Here is a 26,651-nt window from a genome sequence, read left to right on the forward strand (position 1 = left end):
ACTGCTTTTGTGTTGTGCGCTTTTAAAGCCTAGTCAACAGACTCCAGTAATCCATCACGGTTGATAGGTTAAATTCTGAAGAAACCTGCCCGATCCTTGTGCGGGGAGGGTCAGTCAACAACACCGCTATGTTACTGACTGTTAAATTATTTTTGCCACGATAGTGAGGTAAATGTCAAAGACATAAAAAATAAATGTTTATGGGAAACAGGGAACTTATTGCGAAAAGATTAAGGGGTTTGACGAAAGGCAATAGGGCTGCGGGTTGGCGGGGTTATGGATGAGAATGTCATTACGTGAACGTCAACGTAAATCACTTTGTTTGGAGTTTTGGCTCTAATTTTTACATTGACGCTACATTTTGAGTGCCCTAGATTGGCGATGTGTGAGCAGCAAGATGCTTTAGCAAGAGAGTTGACTGTTGCCTCACCAAGCTCTGTTTAAGCACGTTTCCGTTGGCTTGACCCTCGCAACCGCGAGGGTCTTCTTTTTCTGTGTCTGTAAACGCTTGTTTCTGCTGGTGGCTATTGACGCAGCCAGCGCTCACCTAGCAAGGGTAGGCTTGTTGCACTGCCGCCAAGACGCGGGCAAACGGGTGCGCGGCCAACTGGCCTGCACCCGCCAGCGATTTGGCTTTGACCCGGCTGGTCAGCGGTGTGGTGATACCGCACAGGAAGCGGGCCAGAACACGAGCATCCACCGAACCTGTCTTGGCAATCAGCGGATCGCACCAGGCACGGATCCCCGCCTCGTTTGGCATGGCCAGTTGGGGCAGGGGAGGAAGATGTGCCACCTCACCACGACAAACCGAACAGTGGCCACAATGAACCGGCGCCACCTCATCGGCGAAATAGCGGGCGAGGCGGTGGCTCAGGCACTCATTCGAGGTGAAAAAGTCGAGCATGGCTTGCAGTCTTGCCAGCTCGCTCTGCTCTTTTTGCAGGAACAGGGCGTGCAGGGCATTTGCTTCCTGCTCGTTGTCCCACCCCTGACGGGTGATCCGGTAGACCTCGGTCATCTGTTTGCTTTCAAGCTCGATCCAGCCTTGCTGCTGCAGGTAGTCGAGCGCCGCAACGGCCCGCTGCCGTTCCCCCTGATAGCCCTGCCAGAGGGCGTCAAAATCCATGGTGCACCAGCTGCGAGCTTGCGGGGCGCAGGCGAACAGCTGCTCCAGAAACTGGCGACGATCCGGATTGAAGCGACTCACTATCTCGTCTTTATCCAGCACAAACTTGAAGCGGTAGTCGGCGTAGTAGCTGTAGGCCGGGGTGATGATGCCCGCCATCTCCAGATAGACCAGCAGGGTTTTAAGGGGCAACTGGCGGATATTGGTGTCGTTGGATAGGCTCAGCAGGGTGAATTCCCACTCGTTCCCGCTCTGCTTGATGATGGCAAGGAGCTGGAGGATGGCACTCAAATCCGGCGTATCGCCGTAGACGAAGTTCTCCAGCACCGGCAGCTGGCTCTGGTTGGCCAGCACGATACAGCGCGATGGTTGGCCATCCCGTCCGGCGCGGCCAATCTCCTGGCTGTAGTTCTCGATAGATTTGGGCAGATCGTAGTGAATGACCCGCCGGATATCCGCTTTGTCGATCCCCATGCCAAAGGCGATGGTGGCGACGATGCAATCCACCTTGCCCGCCATGAAGTCGTGCTGGATCTGGCTGCGCAGCGCCGAGTCGAGCCCGGCATGATAGGCGCGGGCGTTGATCCCTTCTCTAATGAGGTGCTCGGCGCAGGCTTCGGCGGTGTGTTGCAAGGTGACGTAGACGATGGTGGGGGCCGCCGGAGCGTTGGCCAGCTCCTGTGCGAGCCAGCTATCCCGCGCGTCGGGCGACAGGGGAATGACCGCCAGATCAAGATTGGGGCGGTAGAAACCTGTGACCACGACCCCCTCCGGCGCTATGCCGAATTTGGTCTGCATATCCTGAATAACCGCCGGTGTGGCGGTGGCGGTGAGCAGCAGCACCTGCGGGATCTTCAGATCATGGCGATAGCTCGGCAGCTTGAGGTAGTCGGGGCGAAAGTTGTGGCCCCACTCCGAAATACAGTGCGCCTCATCGACGACCAGCAGCGAGAGCGGCACTTGCTGGATAAAACGGCGAAAACGCTCGTTCTTGAGTCGCTCTACCGAAATCATCAGGATCTTGAGCTGGCCATCCAGCGCCTGCTGCATCACTCGTCGGCTCTCCTCCGGGCTCTGGCTTGAGTCGAGGGTAGCGGCGCTTATTCCCTTGCTTTTGAGGAAGGCGAGTTGATCGTGCATCAGCGCCAGCAGCGGCGAGATCACCAGGGTCAGGTGAGGCAGGGCGAGGGCAGGCAGTTGATAACAGAGGGACTTGCCGGAGCCGGTGGGAAAGATGGCGGCGGCACTCTGACCTGCCAGCACCCGGCTGATCACCGCCTCCTGACCTGGCCTGAGTGCGGAGAAACCAAAATATTGGTTGAGCAGGGATGGGATCATGGCAAGGCTCCGCGGCAAATGGGGGATAATAGCACAGCGACACGGTCACGGGTGGCACAGGAATGGTCGTGAGGGCAAGGGCAGAGAGTGTCGATAAAACGTACAAAAATGGGTGGTTGCGCTGTGGTTAAGGTTTTGTTGCGGTTTTTTGTGATGGAAACGGGATATTTTTTGGTGAGTCTCTGGAAAAAAAAGATGGCGAATGGGATATTCCGTCATGCAATCCGGTGACTGGCGGATCGGCCCGACAGAAGGCTGGCCACAGACACCACATTCGGGCGACAGGGGTCTCCCGATGAGTGGTTGCAGACAGGACTCATGATTCATGCACTACGGTGCTTAGGGACTTTTTTGATGACACAACAACACCCCCTCCTTCGGCTGGTCAATAGCACCAGCCTGGTCAGCCAGATCCTGGTTGGTCTGGTATTCGGTATCTTGCTGGCACTGTTTGCGCCCGAGTGGGCGAAAACGGCAGGTCTGCTTGGCAGTCTGTTCGTTGGTGCACTGAAAGCGGTAGCTCCGCTGCTGGTATTCGTACTGGTGATGGCGGCCATCATTGGTCACAAGCAGGGTCAGAAGACCAATATTCGCCCGCTGCTGGCGCTCTACCTGTTTGGTACCTTCTCTGCGGCCGTGGTCGCGGTGATTGCCAGCTTCCTGTTCCCCTCCAACCTCCATCTGGTGGCCAATACTGCCGAGATCACCCCGCCCGGCGGGATCACCGAGGTACTGCAGACCCTGCTGTTCAACGTGGTGACCAACCCGGTCAAGGCGTTGATGGATGCCAACTATATCGGGATCCTTGCGTGGGCCATCGGTCTGGGTATCGCCATGCGCCATGCCAACGAGAGCACCAAGGCGCTGATCACTGACCTGTCTCACGGTGTATCCGCCATCGTGAAAGCGGTGATCCGCTGTGCTCCGCTCGGGATCCTGGGTCTGGTTGCCTCCACTCTGGCAGAGACCGGCTTCGATGCCCTGTTTGGCTATGCTCAACTGCTGGTGGTGCTGATCGGCTGCATGCTGTTTATCGCCTTTGTGGTCAACCCATTGATCGTCTTCTGGAAGATCAAGCGCAACCCCTATCCGCTGGTGCTGACCTGCCTCAAAGAGAGCGGCGTGACCGCCTTCTTTACCCGCAGCTCTGCCGCCAACATTCCGGTCAACATGGCGCTGTGTGAAAAACTGCGCCTGCCCAAAGATACCTACGCGGTCTCCATCCCGCTGGGTGCCACCATCAATATGGCGGGTGCCGCTATCACCATCACTGTGCTCGCCATGGCGGCGGTACATACCCTGGGGATGGAAGTGGACATGGCAACGGCCATTCTGCTCTCCGTGGTCGCCACCATCAGTGCCTGTGGCGCTTCCGGTGTGGCGGGCGGCTCCTTGCTGCTGATCCCGCTGGCCTGTAGCCTGTTTGGCATCAGCAACGATATCGCCATGCAGGTGGTAGCAGTCGGCTTTATCATCGGCGTGCTGCAGGATTCTGCCGAGACGGCGCTGAACAGCTCCACCGACGTGCTGTTCACCGCCGCTGCTTGCATGGCCGAAGATGAAACCCTGCTGGAACCTTCCGCGCTGCCCAGCAGCGAGGTGTGAGCCGGTAGCTCGATTTTTCGATTCAGCCCCTCTCTGTGAGGGGCTTTTTATATCAGCGGGCCTAAATGTGTTGAGGAGAGGAGTGCGCAAGAAAACATTCATTTTGATGAAATGTTTGGTTACAAATAGCCGACAGACAGTGCGGGTGCTGCCCCGTTAAAATAGCTGCGGAATAATAAGGTTCAGGCTAAAAAACGAGATTAAATAATGAAAAAAACTACGCTTTCGTGGGCAATTATTGGTGCATTAGGTTTGGTTGGTTGCGGTGGTGGTGGCGGAGATAGTGGTGGTGGTGGTGGTGGTGGTGGTGGTACCACGCCACCGGAGCCGCAACCGAGGGCGCTGCCGGTGGCTGGCGTCTATCTCCCCGTCCTGATGGACGCTCAGGGGCAGTTAATCAACCGTCCGGTCAACGACAGTTATCGTGCGGTCGGTCTTGTCTATCCGGCGTCCACAGAGGGCACGGGTTGGGCGATGAACATTGCTGAGAAAAGAAGTGCCACAGTCAGCACTTATACCTTCCCTCAAGGCTTCTCTTCTCTGAATAAAGGTGAGGGTTACCCACTGACGTTGTCGTTGCTGGTGAACAAAAGCCAACCCAGTACCTTCGACTCGGCTGAGCAAAAGTCCAATACCAATGTTGATGGGTTGGTCAAGGTGGCGTCTGTGCCAGATACGGCGGGAAGCAGCCAGTCACTCTGGGTACTCGATTATCGACCCGTCAAAGCCAAAATCGATTCTGCACTCACTATTCAGAATTGGGGCGGCCAAGTGGCATTGCAGCCGATGGTCACTGCGCCTATCAACGCGGACTCCTGGTACAACCTTGGGGAGAGTGCACTGTTTCAAGATTTCAAAACCGAGCGCAGCAACAATGGCTTGGGGATCAAGCTGACCATCCTGTTTAAAGAAGGGTGTTCTGTAAGCGGTGAGACAGAGGCCAACACTCAAGGTTTGAACAAGCTGACGTTGACTGGTTGGAACAATCGGTCATGCAGTTTCAATACCTTGACAGGGCCTGCTGATATCAAAGAGGGAAAAATTTATGAGGGGCTCTGGGAAACAAAGATGCGCGATTTTGCCAATCGTAACGCCAGTGTCACCGCATATCTGACCATGAAACCGGGTAGCAATGGTCAGAAAGACACCCTGGTGCTCGGTATTCCGGAAATCACCGGTATCACGCCGTTCCTGTTGGAAGCGCAACCACTCTAATCAGCCAGAGATAGTGCGTGTTTATCAAGAGATGCCAGTCGTTTACCCGACTGGCATTTTTGTTGGTCGAGGTTCGGTGCGAAGCCCTGAAACATCATGATGTGGTTGCCGGATAAGGGTTGTTTCCTTGGTTGTTGTGTGAGTTCAGGTGCTGTGGCTGCAATAACTGCGTGATGAGTGGCAAGACTATTCAGGACGGGACAAATGCAATAAAAAAAGCCAGCCGACTATTCGGCTGGCTTTTTGCTATCAGCGGTAGGTGGAGGATTAACCAACCAGTTGATAGAGGATGGCGGAGATGGCGATCATCCCCATCACAGCGACAAATACGTTGCTGATATGGCCCTGATACTTCGCCATGGCCGGTACGCGCTTGATGGCGTACATCGGCATGATGAACAGGATGGTCGCGATGATCGGGCCGCCCAAGGATTCAATCATGCCCAGGATGGAGGGGTTGGCAATGGCAGTGCCCCACAGGGTCAGGATGAAGAAGGCGATGATGAACATCTCGACTTTCTTGGCGTTCGGCTCTTTGCCAGACTTGCGCATGTTCTGCACGATCATCCCTTTCAGACCTTCACGGGCACCCAGATAGTGGCCGAAGAAGGAGGATACGATGGCTACGAACGCAACCAACGGACCGAAGTAAGAGATGATGGGGCTGGCATGCTGGTTGGCCAGATAGGAGAGCACGGCGATGTTCTGGGCCTTGGCTTCTGCCAGCTGGGCCGGTGTCAGGCTCATGACGCAGGAGAAGACGAAGAACATCACGAAGCCCAGCAGCACCATGGCGGTACGCTTGAGGATGGCATCGGCCTTCTCGACAGCCTGATCACCGTGGTCGCGGCGCTGGGCCAGAGAGAAGCTGGAGATGGCCGGGCTGTGGTTGAAGGAGAAAACCAGTACCGGGATGGTCAGCCACAGGGTAGTGGCGAAATCCTTGGCAGAGGGCACTTGCTCCAGCGCAGCACCGGTCCAGTCAGGGATCAGGTACAAAGAGATACCGGCCAGAATGGCGATCAACGGATAAACCAGCAGCTCGGTCACTTTCAGCATCAGCTTTTCACCGGCCAGCATTACCGACATCATGCCCATGATCAGCACAATGGAGAGGATCCAGCGCGGTGGGGCACTCATCTGCAGCTGATTGACCATAAAGCTTTCCACGGTGTTGGTGATACCCACGCCATAGATCAGCACGATGGGGTAGATGGCGAAGAAGTAGAGCAGGGTGATTAATTTACCGGCACCCACGCCAAAGTGCTCTTCCACCACTTCGGTGATGTCTGCATTTGGCTTTTTGGAGGAGAGGACGAAGCGGGCCAGACCACGGTGTGCCAGATAGGTCATGGGACCTACCAGCAGCGCCATGACGACCAGCGGCCAGAAACCGCCCATACCCGCGTTGATCGGCAGGAACAGGATCCCCGCGCCAACCGCGGTCCCGAACAGACTGATGACCCAGGTAGAGTCGCGTTTTTCCCAACGAGTGGTTTGAGTAGAGCGGATCCCTTGCTCTGTTGACGCCGCAACTCCCTGCGTGCCAGTGACTGTGTTTGACATCTATCTCACCCCGAATGTGTGGTTCTTATTAAGTCGGCGCAAGGATACGGTTTTTCTAATCAAAAATGTTGATCAAATTCATCTTTACGACACGAAAAACCGCACTTTCTTATGGAAATGTGATCAAAACAAGAAGAATTCAATTATTGTTTATCAATTGGCACGTTATTTTAGTGTTAATGATTAAATCTCGCTCAGCAAAATGTAGGTAAATTGTTATTTTGCGAGATGCTGGGCTAGCTGGTTGATCATGCTGGCGGTAGCCCCCCAGATAAAGTGCTGTTGCCAGGGGATCCAGTAGATGGTGTGAGCTTTCCCCCCTCTGGAAAGGGTCAGGGGGATGTGGTTGCGCCGATCCAGCAGATGGGTCAGCGGCACTTCAAAGGCGTGATCCACCTCATCCGGACTCAGGATGAGGGGATAGTTGCCATCGAGCAGCCCCAGCACCGGCAGCACCTCGAATCGTGACACCGTATTGAGCGGGTTGAGGGTGCCGATCACTTCAATCAGCCGTGCCGGAATGCCGAGCTCCTCTTCGGTTTCCCGTAGCGCCGTGGCAATCAGGTTTTCGTCGCCGGGATCCTGTCGGCCGCCAGGAAAGCTGATCTGTCCCCCATGATGACGCAGCCGTGGGCTGCGCCGGGTCAATAACACGCTGAGCCCCTCGTCGCGCATCACCACCGGGATCAACACCGCCGCCGGACTGAGCCCGCCGATGGCGAGGCGATGGGCCGGGGCGGGTCGCTGCAACTGGAAGCGGGTCAGCAGTTCGTGGCGATCCATGGCGGGGAGCTCTCCTGTATGTTGCCTTGACGGTGGGGAGGGTTACAGCGCCGACAGCGGTGGCAGGATGTGGGCAACCTTGTCATAGGTCTCCTGATACTCGCTGTCGGCGTCAGAGTCGGCGATGATGCCACCACCGGCCCAGCAGTGCAGACGACCCGCTTCGGCGATCAGGGTCCGAATGCAGATGCTGGTATCCATCCGGCCATGCTGGCTGAGGTAGCCGATGCTGCCGCAATAGGCATTGCGGCGCTGGGGCTCCAGCTCTTCGATGATCTCCATGGCGCGGATCTTGGGGGCGCCGGTGATGGAGCCACCAGGGAAACAGGCCCGTAGCAGATCGACCCCTTGCCAGCGTGCATCCAGCTCACCATGGATGGTGGAGACCAGATGATGTACCGCCGGAAACGACTCCACCGCAAAGAGATGAGGCACGCTGACCGAGCCAGGCCGGCTGACCCGACCGATATCGTTGCGCAGCAGATCAACGATCATCAGATTCTCTGATCTGTCCTTGTCCGCCTGTGCCAGCTCCCGCGCGACTTGCCGATCGGTGGCCGGATCGGGGTGGCGAGGGCGAGTGCCTTTGATAGGTTTGGTTTCGATATGGCGGCCATCAAGCAGCAGGAACCGCTCGGGGGAGAGGCTCAGCAGTGCACTGTCCGGCAGGCGGATAAAGGCTGAGAAGGGGGCCTTGTTGGCGGTTGCCAGTAGGCAATAGGCCTGCCACTCATCCCCCTGATAGGGGGCGCTGAAACGCTGGGTCAGGTTGATCTGGTAGCAATCCCCCGCGGCAAGGTATTCCTGAATGCGGGCAAACTTCTCGCCATACTCGGCGCGGCTCATATTGCTCTGCCACGACCCCTGCAAGGCAAAGGCAGGGGCCGGTTTGGCCTGTTGCTGTTCAAGCCAGGCCAGCCGGTTGGCAAGGCCAGCTTCATCCCCCCAGTGCACCAGCTGCCAGTCGCCGGTCGCCACATTGCGCAGCAGTGCCCAGTCGTAGATGCCCACCGCCATGTCCGGCACCGCGATATCGGCGGCGGCCTGCACCGGCAGTCGCTCGAAGCGGCGGCCCAGATCATAGCCAAACAGGCCGAGGGCGCCGCCAATAAAGGGCAGGTGAGTGGCGCACAGTGCCAGCTCCCCCAGCAGCTGTTGTTGGGTATGGGCCAGCAGAGCGAGGGGATCTTCGCTGTGTTCGCTGCTCTTACCATGCCAGGTGAGAGTGGTGACCTGGCCGCGGGTTTCGAGGGTCGCCAGCGGATCGGCAGTGATGATATCAAAGCTGTTATCGGCGCCGAGTGGTCCCGCCGATTCCAGCAACATAGCCCACGGCTGATGTTGCAGGCGGGCAAAAAGCTGATGGAGTTCAGCACTATGGTCTAGATGATGGATATGAAGTGTTGGCGTCATTTTATGTTACACAGGCAACAGTTTGGTTCCCGAACCCTAGTCGGTGCTGGTGGGCAAGCGTATCATAGGTGTCGGTGACTTAAGAAAAAACTGCCGTGTCGTTCGTTTTTTGCTGGTTGATAGTTTTTAGCCAGCACGTCAGCATGGCCCATCATATGGAAGCCCTTGCCCTGCTCCGTGGCAGAGACAAGGACCAGTGAGGATGATATGAGCATTATAAAAAAACAGGATTTCATCGATTCTATCGCAGATGCCCTCCAGTACATCTCCTATTACCACCCGTTGGATTTTGTTCAGGCTGCCAAAGCGGCGTATGACCGTGAGGCCAACCCGGCCGCCAAAGATGCGCTGGCCCAGATCCTGATCAACTCCCGCATGTCCGCCGAAGGTCATCGTCCGCTCTGCCAGGACACCGGCATAGTGACCTGTTTCGTCAAGATTGGCATGCAAGTCCAGTGGGACAGCGACATGACGGTGCAGGAGATGGTGGACGAAGGGACCCGTCGTGCCTACACCAATCCTGACAACCCGCTGCGCGCCTCCGTGCTGGCCGATCCGGCCGGCAGTCGCAAAAACACCAAAGACAACGCCCCTGCCGTGGTCCATATCGACATGATCCCCGGCAACAAGGTGGAAGTGAGCATCGCTGCCAAAGGCGGCGGCTCCGAAAACAAATCCAAGATGGTGATGCTCAACCCCTCTGACGATATCGTCGAGTGGGTACTGAAAACCGTGCCGACCATGGGCGCAGGCTGGTGCCCCCCCGGCATGCTGGGCATCGGCATCGGCGGTACCGCCGAGAAAGCGGCGGTGCTGGCCAAAGAGGCCCTGATGGAGCACATCGACATTCAGGAGCTGATCGCCCGTGGCCCGCAAACCACTGAAGAGAAGCTGCGGGTCGAGCTCTACGACAAGGTCAACAAGCTGGGGATCGGTGCCCAGGGGTTGGGCGGCCTCACTACCGTGCTGGATGTGAAGGTGAAATCTGCGCCGACTCATGCCGCCTCCAAGCCGGTGGTGATGATCCCCAACTGCGCCGCCACCCGCCACGTTCACTTCGAGCTGGATGGTTCAGGCCCTGCCGAACTGACTCCGCCGAAACTGAGTGACTGGCCGGAGATCACCCGTGAAGCGGGTGGAAACGTGCGCCGCGTCAACGTCGATGGCATCACCAAGGCCGAGCTGGCCAGTTGGAAGAGCGGTGATACCGTGCTGCTCTCCGGCAAGATCCTCACCGGTCGCGACGCCGCCCACAAGCGTATCGCCGACATGCTGGCCCGTGGTGAAGGGCTGCCGGAAGGGGTCGATTTCACCAACCGCTTTATCTATTACGTTGGCCCGGTTGATGCGGTGCGCGACGAAGTGGTCGGCCCGGCAGGCCCCACCACCTCCACCCGGATGGACAAGTTCACCGACATGATGCTGGGTGAAACCGGCCTTATCGGCATGATCGGCAAATCCGAGCGTGGCCCGAAAACCGTTGAGAGCATCAAGCAACACAAGGCCGTCTATCTGATGGCCGTCGGTGGCGCAGCCTATCTGGTGGCCAAGGCTATCAAGAAGGCGCGCGTGGTAGCCTTTGCCGATCTCGGCATGGAAGCGATCTACGAGTTTGAAGTGGAAGATATGCCGGTGACCGTAGCGGTCGACTCCGAAGGCAACAATATCCACGAAACCGGCCCGGCCTATTGGTCTGCCAAGATTGCCGAGCTGGATGGCAAGCTCTCCTCCTGAGTGACCGTTTCCGCTGCCGGTTAACGGTATCGGCCCTGTAAAGAAGGCGCGTCCATCCGGATGCGCCTTTTTGCTTTGGCTGGCCTGTTATGGGCTCAAGTTGGCCGTTTGCGGCAAGCAGGTATAAAAAAAGGATGGCGTGACGCCATCCTTTTTCGTTGTGCTTGTGCTCTGGTAGTAGACAGCAGAGCAATCGTCCTTGGCTTTAGGCCTTTTTCAGGTAGGCGGCCACCAGTACGATCTGCACGCCGTTGACCTTGCCTTCGATATGGAGCGGGTTGTTGGTCAGACGGATGCCCTTGACCAGGGTGCCGCGCTTGGCGGTGAAACCGGCGCCTTTCACGTCCAGATCCTTGATCAGGGTGACGGAGTCGCCCTCTTGCAGCACGGCGCCGTTGGAGTCAACGGTCGGTACGCTGTCGTCATCTTCGTCAGCAATACCAGCTTCAGCCCAGGCCTTGGCTTCGTCTTCCATGTACATCATGTCCAGCAGATCCTGAGCCCACACTTCACCCTTGCCGGAGAGCGCTTTGAGCTGGCGCCATGCCATCACCTGCACCGCAGGCACCTGGCTCCACATGCTGTCACTCAGGCAACGCCAGTGGTTGACCACCAGGGTATCCGGTTGTTCCAGCTGACCACGGCAGGTGTCACAGATAGCAACGCTGTGATCATCGTCGCTGGCGGGGGAGTGAGGCACCACGAAGGCGGTCAGCGCCTGCTCGGCGCTGCACAGTTCACACTTGGCGCCCGCGCGCGCTTGCAGAATGGCGTTGATGGTCATGTTGTTGGTCCCATAGCTAGTGGTAAAGCGACCCGCGTTGGGCGGGGCGCGTGAAAGAGGGGGCGGAATATAGCATAAAACCCCGCACTTTGTCAGGTCTGCCCTGGCTCACAGGGGGGGGCTGTTCTGCGGCGCTGATCGTCAGGTATTGAGAGTGCAATTTGAAGCGGGATCGCTAGAATGAGCCTCCTTTTTGACTGCAAGGCAGGGGCATTCGTGCTGGCTCAACGTTTTCAACAACTGGATCGACTGCTCACGCGCTACCGACGCTGGTGGCAATATCAGCCATATCATCATTTGACCATGGCCTTTGCCGATGAGGCGCCCGAACTGGCGGCGTTGCTCAATGGGCTGACGCTCGGCCAGTTGGCAGAGCTCGATGCGGATATGGATGCACTCAGCAGTCTGCTTGCCCCCTGGATTGCCGAGGGGACCAAGCTGCAGCAACTCAGCCAGCTTGCCCCGTTTACCCCTGAGCCCATCACCTGCAGCAAGGAGATGGCGCTGCATATGCCGGGGCGCAAGCAGGCTCAGATCGAGTCGTTCACCGCCTGTCTGCCTGCCCATCAGGGCCCCTATCTGGAGTGGTGTGCCGGCAAGGGCCACCTTGGGCGGCTGGTATCAATTCATCGACAGGCTCCGATCCTCAGTCTGGAGTTGCAAGGGCAGCTTTGTGACGAAGGTCGGCTGCTGGCCGAGCGGGATGGCGCCAATATGACCTTTACCTGCGCCGATGCTTTTGCCCCCGAGTCGGCGGCGCTGATCGCCCCCGAACATCACGCTATGGCACTCCATGCCTGCGGCGAGCTCCACACCCATCTGCTGGAGCGGGTGGCCGAGCGCAGTGCCAGCGGCGTGACAATCTCTCCCTGTTGTTACCACCTGGTCCGTACCAGCCACTATCGCCCGCTGTCGGCCGCGGCCAATGCCAGCGAGCTGGTGTTGAGCAAGGCGGATCTCAAGTTGCCACTACAGGAGACGGTGACCGGTGGCGCGCGGATCGCCCGCCTGCGCGAGCAGGAAGTGGTGTGGCGGCTCGGGTTTGACTGCCTGCAGCGTCAGGTGCGCGGGGTGGATGAGTATCTGCCGGTGCCCAATATGCAAAAGAGCCTGCTGACCGGCAGTTTCACGGCATTTTGCAACTGGGCCGCCGAGCGCAAAGGGATTGTGCTGCCCGCCGGGCTCAACTATTCCGCCTGGTTGGAACACGGGGAGCGCCGCTTTGGTGATGTCGCCCGCATGGAGCTGGTGCGTCATTTGTTTCGCCGTCCCCTCGAGATCTGGTTGGCGCTGGATCGCGCGCTCTTTTTGCAAGAGCAGGGTTATCGGGTCGAAGTGGGGGAGTTTTGTGCCAAACCCATGACCCCGCGCAATATCCTGATCCGTGCCGTGCGTGTCTGACATCCGGCTATTTTGAGCATTTTTCTTGAACATTGATGATGGCTGACAGGTTGAGCCTGTCAGCCATTTTTTTCATCACGAACAATGACCGTATGGCAGGTCACCTGGCCGTCTCAACTGTTCTAAAAATGGGCGACAGATCACGCCGTGGCGTTTTCGTTTGGGTTCTTTTTCTTTGTTTCAGCTGCACTGAATATCACAAGGTGAAATGGCTCACAAATTCTGCTTATTTCTTAATTCTCATCGTGAATTTAGTTGTTGAAACACCTACTCTTGGAACGCATTAATTCAAACAAGGACGATAAACATGTTCAAACCCAAGCGTTGTGCCTGGCTAATCGCTGCCGCCTGCGCATTGCCAAGCTATGCCGCAATGAGTGCAGCCATGAATATTCAACCCGATCCGCAAAATGCGGGAGGATATGTGATTGCGGCCCCGGATCTGGCTGCCATGGAAAAAGCCAAGACGGCTAATCCCATGTATGCAATATGGGCCAAGGCATTGGCCACCCGGTCCAATAAAATTGTTGATGCCATTGAACCGGGTCTGGCAAGCAATCCTGACAACGTAAAGCGGGTTGAACGGGTATTTCCCCAATCTGAATGGGAATATTTAACCCAGATGGCAGCGCCGGAATATACTTATGTCCGCTTCTTGCGAGCCATTGGTAAATTCCCTGCGTTCTGTGGCGAATATACTGACGGGCGTGATTCTGATGCGATCTGTAAAAAGTCCATTGTGACGGCCTTTGCCCACTTCTCTCAGGAGACGGGCGGCCATATCTCCAAGGACAATGTCTCCGACAACCCGCTGGGGCTGGAGGAGTGGCAACAGGCGCTGGTGCATGTGCGGGAGATGGGCTGGTCAGAGGGACAGACCGGCTATACCACTGGCTGTGGCCAGAACGACTGGCAGAACAAGAAGTGGCCCTGTAGTACCGGACAAGGTTACTTTGGCCGCGGCGCCAAGCAACTCTCCTACCACTTTAACTACGGCGCCTTCTCCGAGGCGATGTTCGATGGCGATGCCTCCGTGCTGCTCAACAACCCGGGTCTGGTGGCGGACTCCTGGCTCAACCTCGCTTCTGCCATCTGGTTCTTCCTTACCCCGCAGGCCCCGAAACCGGCCATGCTGCACGTGATTGATCGCACCTGGGTACCCTCCAAGCGGGAGGCCGATGCGGGTATCGGCTATGGCTTTGGTACCACCATCAACGTGATCAACGGTGGTATCGAGTGCGGTGAGCAGAACAAGGACAAGGGGCAGCCGGTCAATCGTATCCGCTACTGGGAAGGGCTGGCCAACCACTACCAGATCCCGATCAAGGCGGATGAGAAGAACACCTGCTGGCAGCAGACTCCCTATGGCAGCCTCAATCTTAACGGCGCTACCGACGTGCTCTACACCAACTGGGATGGCAACTGGAAATACTATCCGGATCGCCCGGGCGGTTACTCCTTCGAGTGCGAACTGGTGGGCTTTCAGACCGCTTATTCTGCGTTGGTGCCGGGTGATTACGAGAAATGCGTGACCAACTTCTACGGCTCCCACGCCAACTGGCCGAAAGTGCGGATCGTGGACAAATTGACTCCACCGCCGGTCGATCCGAGTGAACCCCCCATCGGTGGCAACCCGGCCTGGGAAGCGACCAAGGTCTACACCGCTGGCAACAAGGTGAGCTACAAGGGCGCCGTCTATCAGGCCAAATGGTGGACGCAAGGGGATGATCCCGCCAAAGGTGGCCCCTGGGCGTTGGTGACGACCCAATAAAGAGACAGTCCATCCATTGATAAGGAGAGGGGGCTTAGCCCCCTTTTAATATATTTTTTGCGCAGGGGGCAATATGTGCAGCGATTAAAAAAAGAACCGTCAATCTGGAAGGGAAACTGTATTTGTCAGCCAACTTTTCTTTCCCATTTAAAGTGACGTAAACGATCCATATTAAATTTTATTGATGGCTGGATTTAATGTTTTAACCTTGCTGCGCAGCAATATTAAAAAGCGTTGAGTGATGTTTTGCTAAACGATGGGTTCGCAGAGCACACCCATGACGCCATCTTTGTCGTATTTATGATGAGGGTGTCTATTCTTCCTATCTATCAATGCATGGTATCACCTTGGCGACATTTATTTCACAGAGAGAAAAATGAACATGTTGGATGTAAAAGTCATATGTATCTATTTGTTTACGGATGAGAGTATGTAGTTCGGCGGATGTTTTTTACTGCGAGCGAGGTAATCTTGCTCGATTTTAAAGAATCGTTAAAGTGCGCAGATGAATGGGGATTGTCGTCTCGTTATCCGAATGGGAAGTCGTATGTGGTTTAATCACTAAGCAGATAGCAGGAAAGAGGAGTGCACCATGGAACTGGTGGTGATCCGCCATGCAGAGACGCAGGCCAATGCGGAAGGGCGCTATCAAGGCTCGCTGGATATCGGGCTCAATGACGATGGCGTGCGCCAGATCTCTTGTCTGGCTGAGAAGGTGGCTGTGGCACAGCAGCCGTTCGATCGGTTGCTGGCATCTCCCCTGCTGCGAACAAGGGAGAGCGCTGCCATCTTGTCTCGTCAGTTGGGATTGCCTGTGGAACTTGTGCCTGCCTTTCGTGAGCGGGATGTCGGCCTGTTTGAAGGGCTAACGCAGGTAGAGGCAAGAACACGCTATCCCGAACTGTGGGCGCGCAATATCACTCGGCGCTGGGCTGAAGCTCCTCCCGGTGGTGAAACCATTGATGAGGTGATTGCCCGGGTCTCGCAGGGACTCACGGAACTTGCTTCGACCATGCAAGGGGAGCGGATACTGCTGGTGGCGCACGGTGTGGTCGCCAAGGTGATCCGCGCCGTAACGATTGCCGGTTTTGATGACTTCTTTGAATGGCAATTGCCCAACGGCGGCATGCTGTCGGTGAGGCTCTCTCTGGCTGATGGTGGCCCACTGCGCTTTAGCCGTCCCCTTGATGGTTGTGATTGAAAAGTGCACCAAAAGCAGAACGAAACAAGCAGCGCTACCGAAGAGAGTAGCGCTGTCTTTTGTATTCGTTGCGGTTGGTTATCTCTGCAGGCAAAGGTTAGCTGTGTCACCAGAGGGCAGTGGCATGCGTCCTTAAGTCGGCTCCTGCTCCTCTTTGCGGCAGCAGTTGCGCCCCTGTTTCTTGGCCAGATAGAGGGCGGTGTCGGCCCGTCTAACCATCTTCTCTACAGTGTCATGGCTGCCCTTGCTGGCACTGATCCCGATACTGATGGTGAGGGAGATCTCAAGAGCCCCCTCCAGTGCATGGTGCTGGGATTCGATGGCGAGCCTGATCCGCTCGGCGCTGGCCCAGGCGAGCTCGAGGGAGGTTTCCGGCAGCAGCACGATAAACTCCTCGCCACCCCAGCGACCCAGCATGTCCACCTCCCGCAGCTGTTTGCTGATCCGTTTCACCAGACTCAGGATCGCCAGATCTCCTGCTGATGGCCAAAGGTATCGTTGACTTCCTTGAAGTGGTCGACATCGATCAGCAGCAGGCTCATGGTATGGCCAAAACGCTGGCAGCGTTGCATTTCGGCGTTGACCAGCTCGTTGAAGCGGCGCCGGTTGGCAATGCCGGTCAGGGGATCCGTGGTGGCGGCGACCTTCAACTCCTCCACCAGTCGGGCTCGCTCCGAGATATCCCGCAAGATGGCGGTCATCTCGGTGGTCGGGCCCAGATTGATCTTGGCGATGGTCACCTCCAGCGGAAATTCGCTACCGTCGCGGCGCAGACCCATCACCGAGGCGCGGGCATGCATCGGGCGCGAATTGATGGGGGAGCTGCTGAAGGCTTTGAAATAGGTTTCGTGATTGGCGCGAAAACGCTGAGGAAGCAGGGTTTCCAGCCGCTTGCCGAGATAGCTTTCGTCGATCCCAAACATTTCGCAGGCAGCGGTATTGATAAGCTCGATGCGTGACTCGCTGCTGACACTGATGATGCCGTCATAGGCGGAGTTGACCACCGCTTCGAAGCGACGGCGACTGGTGGTGAGAGCCTCTTCCAGCTGCATCCTGGCGGTGATGTCGATGGCGGTGACAATGATCCGGTTGATCCGTGCCTGCTCGGGGATGATGGGGGAGAGAATAAAGCGCCACCAACTGGTACGCGACAGGCTGTCGATAGGCAGCTCGCTCTCGAGCCCGGTCTGCATGCGCACACATTCGTGCATTGGCGGCTCGATGGTATTGGTTATGTAGCGGGGAAACATCTCGCTCAGCTGTTTGCCAATGCTGCCAAGGACATCCAGCTCGAACGCCTTGGCAAAGGTATCGTTGGCAGAGACCAGCACAAAGTGATCATCCTTGTCGAGGCTGAACACCGCCACGGCGGCGCCGATGGCGTCGAGAGATGACTTTATGTCGGCATGGGAACCCTGTGTAAACATGCGACCTCCACGGCGAATAACATATTGATATTCAGTATAGTGTGGTCGTTTGGCTAACTACTCTTCGATATCCAGCAACACCAGAATGGCGCTGTCGCCGCCCCATTCGCGGGGAGCCTGATGGAAGGCGCGAACATTGGGGTGCTGGGCCAGCCAGCTGGGAATGCGCTGCTTGAGAATATGTTTGCCGATACCGTGCATCACCGAGGCGACGTGAATGTTCTCTTTCTGGCAGAGGGTGAGCAGAGCCGCCAGCTCCTGTTTTGCCTGCTGCTGGTTCATGCCGTGCAGATCCAGGTAGATCTCCGGCGGATAAATGCCCCGCTTGAGCTTTTTCAGCTCAAATTTTGACACATCTTCCCGCACGTAACGGGTCGGCCCATCATCATCGAGATGGGGCTGATACTCATCGCTGAAATAGTGGTCAACCCCAAGCTTTTCGCGGGTTTCGCGCAATTCGCGTTTCTGCTTGACCGGGCGTAACTCGGCCCTTATGGTATCTTGCTTGATTTTCCGGGTACCTTTTATCGCATCGCGGAACAGCAGGGTTTCCTCGTCTGTCGGTGAGGGCGTTTTTTTCATCAGATGCTCATGTATTAGGTATGCGTCTTGCCCGTCAGGTAAACGGGGCTCGGGCCGGATATTACTCGACTTGGAGGTGGATTTGGACAAGATATTTATCGATGAGGTGGTTGCCGAGATGCACACCATCCAGGACATGTTGCGTTGGGCCATGAGTCGTTTCAACGACGCCGGGATTTTTTACGGTCATGGAACCGACAACGCCTGGGATGAAGCTGTGCAGCTGGTACTGCCCGCGTTACATCTGCCACCGGATGTAGACCCGGCCATGCGCCACTCCCGTCTCACCAGCAGCGAGCGTCACCGTATCGCCGAGCTGATTATCCGTCGCGTACAGGAGCGGGTACCGGCCGCCTATCTGACCAACAAGGCCTGGTATGCCGGTTGGGAGTTCTACGTGGACGAGCGGGTGCTCATTCCCCGTTCCCCCATTGCCGAGATGGTGGCCAACCGTTTCGCACCCTTCCTCAAACATGAACCGACCCGGATCATGGATCTCTGCACCGGCTCAGGTTGCATCGCCATCATCATGGCCCACGAGTTCCCGGAAGCGGAAGTTGATGCCATCGACATCAGCATCGATGCGCTGAACGTGGCTGAGCGCAACATCAACGATCACGGGCTGGAGCAGCAGGTCATTCCTATCCGCTCCGATCTGTTCCGCGATCTGCCGGCGGGCGACAAGTACGATCTCATCGTCTCCAACCCGCCCTATGTGGACTCCGAAGATATGTCGGATCTGCCGGATGAGTTCCGTCACGAACCCGAGCTGGCGCTGGCGTCCGGCTCCGATGGTCTCAAGCTGACCAAGCGTCTGCTAGCCCATGCGGCAGATTTCCTCAAGGATAACGGCGTGCTGGTGGTCGAAGTGGGCAACAGCATGATCCATCTGGAAGCCCAGTTCCCCGAGATCCCCTTTACCTGGGTTGAATTCGAAAACGGCGGCCACGGCGTCTTTGTGATGACCCGTGACGAGCTGGTGCAGTATCAGGATCATTTCGCCATCTACAAGAACTAAGCAGGAGCGCGCATGGCAGGGAACAGTTTTGGTCAACTCTTTCGGGTCACTACCTTTGGCGAGAGCCACGGCCTGGCGCTGGGCGCCGTGGTTGATGGCTGCCCGCCTGGGCTGGAGATCAGTGAGGCGGATCTGCAGGGGGATCTGGATCGGCGCAAGCCGGGCACTTCTCGCTACACCACGCCGCGCCGCGAGCCGGACGAGGTGAAGATCCTCTCCGGGGTGTTCGAGGGCAAGACCACCGGCACCTCCATCGGGCTGCTCATCGAGAATACCGATCAGCGCTCCAAGGATTACTCCGACATCAAGGATCTGTTCCGGCCGGGTCACGCTGACTACACCTACCACCAGAAGTATGGTCAGCGGGACTATCGCGGCGGTGGTCGCTCCTCGGCACGCGAGACCGCGATGCGGGTAGCGGCGGGGGCCATTGCCAAGAAGTACCTGAAACAGGTGCATGGCATAGAGATCACCGGTTTTCTCTCCCAGCTCGGCCCCATCAAGGCTGAGGCGTTTGACGCGGTGCAGATTGAGCAGAATCCCTTCTTCTTCCCCGATGCGGGCAAGCTGGAAGAACTGGATCAATATATGCGTGACCTGAAAAAAGAGGGCAACAGTATCGGTGCCAAGGTGCAGGTCATTGCGCGCAATGTGCCGGTGGGTCTCGGTGAGCCGGTATTTGATCGCCTCGACGCCGACATTGCCCATGCCATGATGGGCATCAATGCGGTGAAAGGGGTGGAGATCGGTGACGGCTTTGCGGTAGTGGAGCAAAAAGGTTCCGAGCATCGCGACGAGATGACCCCGGCGGGCTTTGCCAGCAACCATGCGGGCGGCATTCTGGGTGGGATCTCGTCGGGTCAGGATATTGTGGTGAGCATGGCGCTCAAGCCCACCTCCAGCATCACTGTGCCGGGCAAGACCATCAATACCGAAGGCGAGGCAATCGAGATGATCACCAAGGGTCGTCACGATCCTTGTGTCGGCATTCGCGCCGTACCCATCGCCGAAGCCATGCTGGCGCTGGTGTTGATGGATCACCTGCTGCGCCATCGCGCCCAGAATCAAGGGGTGTTGACCCATACCCCGCAACTGCGCTGATCGCTGTTGCTGCTCATCGGCTGATCGCTCCCTGTTTGGGGAACAAGTTCGACAATACCAAAAAGGCGACTTTCGGGTCGCCTTTGCTATTTCAGGTGGCGGCTTATCCCGTCATTGCTTGCTGAGGGTGCGGGTCAGCAGATCCGCGGCGCCCGGATCGGCATTGAGGCGACACCTGGGGGGCGAGAACTTGTTGTGGGGTTTGGGCAAGGCATGAATGGCCTCGTTGACTTTGAGGATCTGTTCTTCGCTCACGCTGTTTTTGGCAAACATCAGACTGACCGGCTGGTGGTGTAGCAACAGCTGGCAGCTGATAAACTCTTCGGCCCCCAGCTGGGCCAGCCGGTAGCGGGCATATTGCCACTCCATGATGATGCCATCGAGGCGGCGAGCCAGCAGCAGATCGATCATCCGCTCATCGGCGTTGTATTCGGTCGCCATTTTAAGCGCCGGGCAGCTATCCATCTGATGCATGGGGCGAGTGCCGCGCAATTTGCCTATCTTGAGCCCTTTCTCGTTGCACAACGCGGGCAGATTATCGAGCTGCGCCCAGCGATCCTGATGGCCGGGAATCGGGTCATTGCTCAGCAGCACATAGGCACTCTGGCGGTAGGGGGTCGAGAAGCGGGCATAGCTCTGGCGCTCCGGCAGAGGGAGGGCGGCCATCGCCACATCCAGCTGATCGTATTCTACCAGATGCAGTGCCCGCGCCCAGGGAAGCTCGCGAAACTTGGGGGCAAAGCCCGCCTGGGTAAGGATCTGGCGGGTCAGGCTGACATCCAGCCCATCCAGCTCACCCCGGTTGTTGATTTGGCTGAAGGGGGGCCAGTGGCTCCAGGCCACGGTCAGAGTCTGACTGGCCTGCAGGGCAGGGCTTAGCAGCAGAAGCAGCAGGCCAATCCTTGCCTGCCAGCTGCCGCGGGGACGATATGGCGTGGTCATAGCTAAACCTCGTTATTGTGTTCTTTTATCCCGTGCTTTTGCCCTGCGAGCCATGCCTGCGAGGGCTGATATTGTGTTGCCAGTTAATAGTGTGGTGCGTGCTACATCAATCAACGGGATTATTCGGGGGGGCAGGAGGGGGATTTTCTGTTCGTGCTGGGAGGAGCATCACATTTTTCTCGTTTATCCCGGGCAACTCCGTTAGACTGCGCCTCTATTCTTTCCCCTTTGCTCTGCTCCCCGGGGAAATCGTTGTTTTCTCAATAGGCCCAGATCTTGTGAGATGGCATCGGCTCAGCAGAGGAGCCCCACCACAAATCCCCGGCGCCCCTATCTCTAGCAGGTAATTATGAGCTTTACTTCCCTCGGTCTGGCCGAACCCTTGTTGCGTGCCGTTGCCGAACAAGGCTACGACACCCCGTCTCCCATTCAGCAGCAAGCGATCCCCGCCGTTCTGGCTGGCCGCGACCTGATGGCGGCGGCCCAAACAGGGACCGGCAAGACCGCAGGCTTTACCCTGCCGATGCTGCAACGTCTGATGGAGAGCAAGCGCAAGGTTTCTCCGAACCGCATTCGTGCGCTGGTGCTGACCCCGACTCGCGAGCTGGCCGCCCAGGTGGGCGAGAGCGTGCGTAACTACGGCAAACACCTGCCGATGCGCAGCCACGTCGTGTTCGGCGGCGTCAGCATCAATCCGCAGATGATGGCGACTCGCCGTGGTCTGGACGTGCTGGTGGCCTGTCCCGGCCGTCTGATGGATCTTTACAACCAGAACGCCGTCAAGTTCGACGAAGTGGAGATCCTGGTACTGGACGAAGCGGATCGCATGCTCGACATGGGCTTTATCCGCGACATCCGCCGTATCCTGGCTCTGATGCCGAAGAAGCGTCAGAACCTGCTCTTCTCCGCCACCTTTGCCGACGAGATCCGCGAACTGGCCACCGGTCTGCTGGATAACCCGGCGGTGATCGAAGTGGCCCCGCGCAACAGTACTGCCGAGCGTATCGAGCAGCTGGTGCATCCGTGCGACAAGGCCAACAAGATCGCGCTGCTGAGTCATCTGGTCACCAGCAACAACTGGCAGCAGGTACTGGTGTTCACCCGTACCAAGCACATGGCCAACCGTGTTGCCGAGACCCTCGACAAGAACGGCGTCAGCGCCGCCGCCATCCACGGCAACAAGAGCCAGGGTGCCCGTACTCGCGCGCTGGCCGGTTTCAAGGATGGTAGCGTCAAGGTGCTGGTGGCGACCGACATCGCCGCCCGTGGTCTGGACATCGACAAGTTGCCGCAAGTGGTCAACTTCGAGTTGCCCAACGTGGCGGAAGATTACGTGCACCGTATCGGTCGTACCGGCCGTGCCGGTGCTGCCGGTCACGCCATCTCCCTGGTTGCTGCCGATGAAGGCAAGCTTATCAAGGCGATCGAGCGTCTGACCAAGCAGAACATTCCGTGCGAGCAGGTGGCCGGTTTTGAAGCCTCCCGCGAGACCCTCGACAACATCGCCCGTGGTATCGGCGCGCCGCTGCGCAAAGAGCCCCGCGATCCGAGCGAGCAGCGCCGTGCGCCGCGTCCGCAAGGTCAAGGCCAGCGTCAGGGGGCCGGTCGTTCCGCCTCCAATGGCAATGCGGGTGGTGCACGTACCGGTAACGGTGGCAAGCCCAAGCCGCAAGGTGGTCAGCGCCCTGTTGATGGCGCTGGCAAACCGGCTCAGGCCCGTCGTCCACGTCGCTCTACCCACAACCAGTAAGCGGCTCGGGAGCTTGACTCCCCAGCTATGCGGTTGACTGAAAAGCCCTGCCAATCTGGCAGGGCTTTTTGTTTTTTCAGCCATGTAATCGGCACTGTGTGGTGCTGCGAGAACCGCGCTAGATGGCGGAGAGGTACTGCTTTTGCATCGCCAGCCAGCGGCCGTTATTGATAAACGCCAGCTGTACCTTGAGCAGGGCTGCAATTTCCGCCCGGTGCTTTTTATCGAGATAGAGAAAGACCTGCTCTTTGGTGATCTTCTGCCAGGGGGATGCCAGTGCAGGTTGAGAGGCGGGGCGCATCTTGATGAGCCAGTCCACTTTGCGTCGATGCAGTTGGGCAAGCCCCTGCTTCTCATCGTTCAACCAGATGACCTGATAGTTGCCGAGGAAGCGCTCGCACCACTGGATGCCGCGCAGGCAGCCAATCACGGTACCTTTGGCAGGGGGCCAGCTCGGGTTATCCCTTGGTTGACCATAAATCGCCGCCTCCGAGATGGGGGCACCGATCTGCAGCAAGTGGGGATAGGTCTCATCAAAGCCCTTGATCCGGGCCATATCGCCATCGACGGCATGGTCTGCCTCAATCAACTTTTCGCAGCGGGCATAGGTGCAGGGGATCAACTGAAAGTCGATGCCGGCCCGGCCAAACCAGTCATGAATAAAAGGGCGCAATATCGCAGTGTGTTCGACCGCTGCCGCCAGCTTTAGCGGGGTTGCGTGGGCAACGGGAGTCAGCCCGACAAGCAGTAACCAGACAATCCACTTCATATCGTACTCCTGAATCGGGCTTGTTTAAGCAGCACTGTTGCGACTATCTGTGCAGTGAAGAATAGCCGATGGGGATGGCTGCCAGACCGCTTCGCCAGCTATTCGTGACGGCCGGGTCAGGGGAGCAGCGCCGTGATCAGGATATGGGCCGCGCTCATCAGGATCACTGTGAAGGTCAGCCCCATTCCCGCCACCCGATAACGGAAGTTCTCCGGCGTGCGGCTCATGCCAAAGGCGTGGCAGAGACGGCCAAGCAAGAGGGCGCTCCCCAGCAGATGGATAAGCCAGGGGGTCTGGTTGCCGGTTTCGACGAAATAGATCAGCAGCAGGGCGAGGGGAACATACTCGGCAAAGTTGGCATGCACCCGCATGGCGCGCAACATGGCGGGGTCATCCCCATGCCCCAGCGCCACCTTGCGGCTATGGCGGGTGCGAATGGTTCGAATGCTCAGCAACACAAACAGCAGGGCGAGCAGGGCCGCGTAAACAGGCAGTATGGTCATGGTATCTGGCTCCTTGTGTGATGATATCGAGTGGCTGGTGTTCAGAGACGCGATATTGCTCGGCATCTCAATGGCTTGCCTTGAGGGTAGCAGCAAACTGCTTTAGCACGACCGTCATCTATTCACTTGCCATCGGCCAAGCGCAGGCGCAAAACAAACAGCCCTGCCGAGGTGGCAGGGCTGTTTTTTGATCATATTGATGGTGGGCAGAGCAGGGCTCCGTCATTAGCCCTCGTAAGGGAGGGAGGAGTGGTGCAGCACGATGCGCACCTTGCCATCATCCCCCTTCTTGAAACCCCAGGTCTTGTCGACGGTAGTTTCCTTGTTGTCGCGATCTACCAGATGCACCTTGCCCATGGTCAGCGCCATGTCGCCGTTGATATAGACGGCGGCATTGTCATAGCGATAGCTCTGCCAGTTTTTCAGGGCGAACCCTTTGTCGGTGGGGTAGGCGCTGTTGTTGCCGACAAAGTAGGCCAGCGCCCCCTCGCGGTTGGTGCGAAAGGTCTGCTCGCCACCGGCAAGGGTCGGCTTGAACAGCACCGGCCCCTGCTGGTAGCCATAAGCGCTGTCGAGCACCGACTCGGCGGTCGCCTTGGCGCGCTCAATCCCACCGGCGCGATAGTCATCGCTGATCTTGATAAGCGCCGCGCCCCAACCATCCTGCGCGGCCTTGATCTCCGCCTCGGTAATATTGTTGTTGGCGATTTCGGCTGCGCTGAGTGCGCCGCTGGCGGCAAGCAGGACGAGGGCAAGGGTGCTCTTCTTGAGGTGCAACATCATTGTTTTCAAACTCCTGATAGCGATAAACGAGCGGGCAGTGTAGCGAAGGGGCATGAACGGTTTTTGAACTGATTATTCAGGGTTGGGTAGTAAAAAGGTCGGTATATAGCTGAAGGTTTGGGTGTTTGTTTGGTAAGGGGCGCTGTCTTAATTAATGGCTGATGCCTGTATCCACTTGATTTCTTTTCCAACAAAAAGCCCCGTCAAGTTAATTGGCGGGGCTTGGCTATTTGGAGCGTTTAGTATCGGGGATTACAGCGCTGGCAGTATTCCAAGGCTGACGCTGATCTGTACGCCAACAATCAGCACGCCCATGGCGGCGGCCACTCCCAGCGCCACTACGCCACCTGGGGCGCGGTAGTGGTGGGCTGGCGCCTGTTTGCGGCTCTGCCATACCAGCGCAACCGGCAGCAGTACCGCGAGGATCGCCAGCGCAATGGCAGCGTATCCGAGGGCCATGATAAAGCCCTGCGGGAAGTAGAGGGCAAACAGCAAGGGCGGCACAAAGGTGATAAGGCCGGTCTGAGTGCGGCCCTGCCAGTTGTCCTTGCGGCGGGTTACCTTGGCCATAAAGTCGAACAGCCCCAGCGTTACCCCGAGGAAGGAGGTGGCGAGTGCCAGATCGGCAAACAGGTGCATCGCCTGATTAAACGCAGGCCAGCTCACCAGCTTGCCGACGTTGGCCAGCAGGCTGTCCAGCGCGCCGCCGGTTTGCAGCAGGGCCTGCTGGCCGAGCAGACCGAGGATTGCTACCTGCCACAGCACGTAGAGGATCAGCGGCAGGGCTGAGCCCCAGACAAAGACCCGGCGCAACTGCTTGGGGCAGTCACCGAGGTAGAGCATCACACTCGGAATGGAGCCGTGAAAGCCGAACGAGGTGAAGATGACCGGCAGGCCCGCCAGCAACAGGCCCTGACCCAGCGGCATCGAGAGTAGATGCTGCCCTTCGGTGCGGGGCAGCAGCAACGCCAGCACCACCACCATGATCACCAGTTTGACGGTGAACATCAGCCGGTTGAGGTAATCCACCGAGCGGGTGCCGACACAGACCATGCCGCCAAACAGCAGAGTAAAGGCCCAGGCGGCCTGCTCCTGGGTGAGGGTCATGCCCGCATCGACCAGCGCCTGTGCTAGCAGGCTGCTGCCGCCGCTGATGTAGGCGGAGGCCAGCGAGTAGAACAGCATCAGGATACAGAAGGAGGCGATGCGCTTGCCCCAGGGGCCGAGCAGATGATCCGCCAGCTGGTGCAGGTACCACTTGCCGGTGTTGAGGCTTGCCTCTACTTGCAGCATGGCGGTGAAGGCCATCAGGGCCCAGAGGCCGACCATCAACATCAGGGTGGCGGGGCCGCCGAGGGAGGAGGAGGCCAGCGGCAGGGCCAGCATGCCGGCACCTATGGTGGTGCCGGCAATCAACAGGGTACAACCTAGGGTTTTGGTATTCATGTTATCCATCCGAACGTAGCGGTATCAGTGCAAACAGGCGATGTCAGCAGTGACGTCAACAAGAGGGGGCCGATTGGCGTTATCAGAAGGTGCCTCCGGTGATAGGGCCGGAGGCTAGCAATATCGGAACGGGAACATCTGTACCTAAAACCTGTCAGTTGTAAAAGATGGTTGCCACGTTAGCGGATCAAAATAGCGGAAACAACCCCTTTTATACGGATCTTGTGCTGGCTTATGGCAACAAGTGGAAATAAATGATGACAGTGATGGCTAGTTGCAGAAAAAACACCGAAAAAATGACTGGCAGGGGCTCATTGATACGAGTCAGCCAAGTGGTTGCAGCACGGATGGGGGAGTGCCTTGTCGTGGCGTTGGCGTTTAGTTGCGGGGTGA

The 26,651-nt window shown here is 57.7% G+C and carries 20 protein-coding genes and 1 pseudogene; 9 read left to right on the top strand and 12 right to left on the bottom strand.

The features are described 5' to 3' along the window. Positions 1–547: 547 nt before the first annotated feature. Positions 548–2,464 carry an ATP-dependent DNA helicase RecQ gene (locus tag AB5Y71_RS10950; RefSeq protein WP_368171557.1) on the bottom strand — a complete coding sequence of 639 codons (1,917 nt, stop codon included), beginning with the start codon at positions 2,462–2,464 and terminating at the stop codon, positions 548–550. A gap of 354 nt (positions 2,465–2,818) precedes the next feature. Between AB5Y71_RS10950 and sstT the strand changes: the two genes are divergently transcribed. Together sstT and AB5Y71_RS10960 are read left to right on the top strand one after the other, a co-directional pair. Continuing rightward, on the top strand, positions 2,819–4,069 hold the full coding sequence (gene sstT, locus AB5Y71_RS10955; RefSeq protein ID WP_368171558.1) for a serine/threonine transporter SstT: 1,251 nt from the start codon (positions 2,819–2,821) through the stop codon (positions 4,067–4,069). 207 nt (positions 4,070–4,276) lie between these two features. Next, positions 4,277–5,284: a hypothetical protein gene (locus AB5Y71_RS10960; RefSeq protein ID WP_368171559.1), complete on the top strand. Its 1,008-nt coding sequence runs from the start codon at positions 4,277–4,279 to the stop codon at positions 5,282–5,284. 267 nt (positions 5,285–5,551) lie between these two features. On the opposite strand, the gene AB5Y71_RS10965 is transcribed toward AB5Y71_RS10960, so the two are convergent. The 3 genes from AB5Y71_RS10965 to pabB form a co-directional block, all read right to left on the bottom strand. Continuing rightward, complete coding sequence (locus AB5Y71_RS10965) at positions 5,552–6,850, bottom strand: serine/threonine transporter (RefSeq protein WP_005351750.1); 1,299 nt, start codon at positions 6,848–6,850, stop codon at positions 5,552–5,554. Positions 6,851–7,066: 216 nt separating this feature from the next. Beyond that, complete coding sequence (locus tag AB5Y71_RS10970) at positions 7,067–7,633, bottom strand: CoA pyrophosphatase (RefSeq protein ID WP_005351753.1); 567 nt, start codon at positions 7,631–7,633, stop codon at positions 7,067–7,069. 42 nt (positions 7,634–7,675) lie between these two features. Beyond that, entirely contained in the window at positions 7,676–9,046 is a 1,371-nt protein-coding gene (gene pabB / locus AB5Y71_RS10975; RefSeq protein ID WP_368171560.1) for an aminodeoxychorismate synthase component I, read from the bottom strand. Between the two features lie 207 nt (positions 9,047–9,253). Between pabB and AB5Y71_RS10980 the strand changes: the two genes are divergently transcribed. Next, positions 9,254–10,780 (top strand): fumarate hydratase, encoded by a 1,527-nt coding sequence (locus tag AB5Y71_RS10980; protein WP_005345328.1) that lies wholly within the window; start codon positions 9,254–9,256, stop codon positions 10,778–10,780. Between the two features lie 205 nt (positions 10,781–10,985). On the opposite strand, the gene AB5Y71_RS10985 is transcribed toward AB5Y71_RS10980, so the two are convergent. After that, complete coding sequence (locus AB5Y71_RS10985) at positions 10,986–11,564, bottom strand: alkylphosphonate utilization protein (protein ID WP_005333203.1); 579 nt, start codon at positions 11,562–11,564, stop codon at positions 10,986–10,988. Positions 11,565–11,744: 180 nt separating this feature from the next. Between AB5Y71_RS10985 and AB5Y71_RS10990 the strand changes: the two genes are divergently transcribed. The 3 genes from AB5Y71_RS10990 to AB5Y71_RS11000 all read left to right on the top strand — a co-directional run bounded on the left by AB5Y71_RS10990 (position 11,745) and on the right by AB5Y71_RS11000 (position 15,937). Then, entirely contained in the window at positions 11,745–12,965 is a 1,221-nt protein-coding gene (locus AB5Y71_RS10990) for a methyltransferase (RefSeq protein WP_368171561.1), read from the top strand. Positions 12,966–13,272: 307 nt separating this feature from the next. Further along, a complete protein-coding gene (locus AB5Y71_RS10995; RefSeq protein WP_368171562.1) occupies positions 13,273–14,736 on the top strand; it encodes a chitinase in 1,464 nt (487 codons plus the stop codon). Positions 14,737–15,328: 592 nt separating this feature from the next. Then, complete coding sequence (locus AB5Y71_RS11000) at positions 15,329–15,937, top strand: histidine phosphatase family protein (RefSeq protein ID WP_257123059.1); 609 nt, start codon at positions 15,329–15,331, stop codon at positions 15,935–15,937. Between the two features lie 132 nt (positions 15,938–16,069). On the opposite strand, the pseudogene AB5Y71_RS11005 reads toward AB5Y71_RS11000, so the two are convergent. Both AB5Y71_RS11005 and smrB read right to left on the bottom strand, forming a co-directional pair. After that, positions 16,070–17,364 (bottom strand): annotated as a pseudogene (locus AB5Y71_RS11005) (diguanylate cyclase). Between the two features lie 57 nt (positions 17,365–17,421). After that, the gene (gene smrB, locus AB5Y71_RS11010) at positions 17,422–17,946 is read right to left on the bottom strand and encodes an endonuclease SmrB (protein ID WP_005333198.1); all 525 of its coding nucleotides are present in this window, start codon (positions 17,944–17,946) and stop codon (positions 17,422–17,424) included. An 82-nt stretch (positions 17,947–18,028) separates the two neighbouring features. Here smrB and prmB point away from each other — a divergent pair, with 82 nt between their 5' ends. Further along, complete coding sequence (prmB, locus tag AB5Y71_RS11015; protein ID WP_005360393.1) at positions 18,029–18,964, top strand: 50S ribosomal protein L3 N(5)-glutamine methyltransferase; 936 nt, start codon at positions 18,029–18,031, stop codon at positions 18,962–18,964. A 12-nt stretch (positions 18,965–18,976) separates the two neighbouring features. Then, positions 18,977–20,065 (top strand): chorismate synthase, encoded by a 1,089-nt coding sequence (aroC, locus tag AB5Y71_RS11020; RefSeq protein ID WP_005333196.1) that lies wholly within the window; start codon positions 18,977–18,979, stop codon positions 20,063–20,065. Between the two features lie 111 nt (positions 20,066–20,176). Here aroC and AB5Y71_RS11025 read toward each other — a convergent pair whose 3' ends face one another. Continuing rightward, a complete protein-coding gene (locus AB5Y71_RS11025) occupies positions 20,177–21,007 on the bottom strand; it encodes a substrate-binding periplasmic protein (RefSeq protein ID WP_368171563.1) in 831 nt (276 codons plus the stop codon). 349 nt (positions 21,008–21,356) lie between these two features. Between AB5Y71_RS11025 and AB5Y71_RS11030 the strand changes: the two genes are divergently transcribed. Next, positions 21,357–22,757: a DEAD/DEAH box helicase gene (locus AB5Y71_RS11030; RefSeq protein WP_043819983.1), complete on the top strand. Its 1,401-nt coding sequence runs from the start codon at positions 21,357–21,359 to the stop codon at positions 22,755–22,757. A 118-nt stretch (positions 22,758–22,875) separates the two neighbouring features. Here AB5Y71_RS11030 and AB5Y71_RS11035 read toward each other — a convergent pair whose 3' ends face one another. The 4 genes from AB5Y71_RS11035 to AB5Y71_RS11050 form a co-directional block, all read right to left on the bottom strand. Further along, entirely contained in the window at positions 22,876–23,526 is a 651-nt protein-coding gene (locus AB5Y71_RS11035) for a hypothetical protein (RefSeq protein WP_368171564.1), read from the bottom strand. A gap of 116 nt (positions 23,527–23,642) precedes the next feature. Further along, positions 23,643–24,029: an MAPEG family protein gene (locus AB5Y71_RS11040; protein ID WP_368171565.1), complete on the bottom strand. Its 387-nt coding sequence runs from the start codon at positions 24,027–24,029 to the stop codon at positions 23,643–23,645. A 225-nt stretch (positions 24,030–24,254) separates the two neighbouring features. Continuing rightward, positions 24,255–24,812: a hypothetical protein gene (locus tag AB5Y71_RS11045; protein ID WP_058057663.1), complete on the bottom strand. Its 558-nt coding sequence runs from the start codon at positions 24,810–24,812 to the stop codon at positions 24,255–24,257. Between the two features lie 252 nt (positions 24,813–25,064). Continuing rightward, complete coding sequence (locus AB5Y71_RS11050) at positions 25,065–26,258, bottom strand: aromatic amino acid transport family protein (RefSeq protein WP_368171566.1); 1,194 nt, start codon at positions 26,256–26,258, stop codon at positions 25,065–25,067. Positions 26,259–26,651 lie beyond the last annotated feature (393 nt).

Origin of the sequence: Aeromonas sp. R9-2, assembly GCF_040908025.1 — a bacterium.
In the GTDB taxonomy this organism is placed as follows: Bacteria; Pseudomonadota; Gammaproteobacteria; order Enterobacterales; family Aeromonadaceae; genus Aeromonas; species Aeromonas veronii.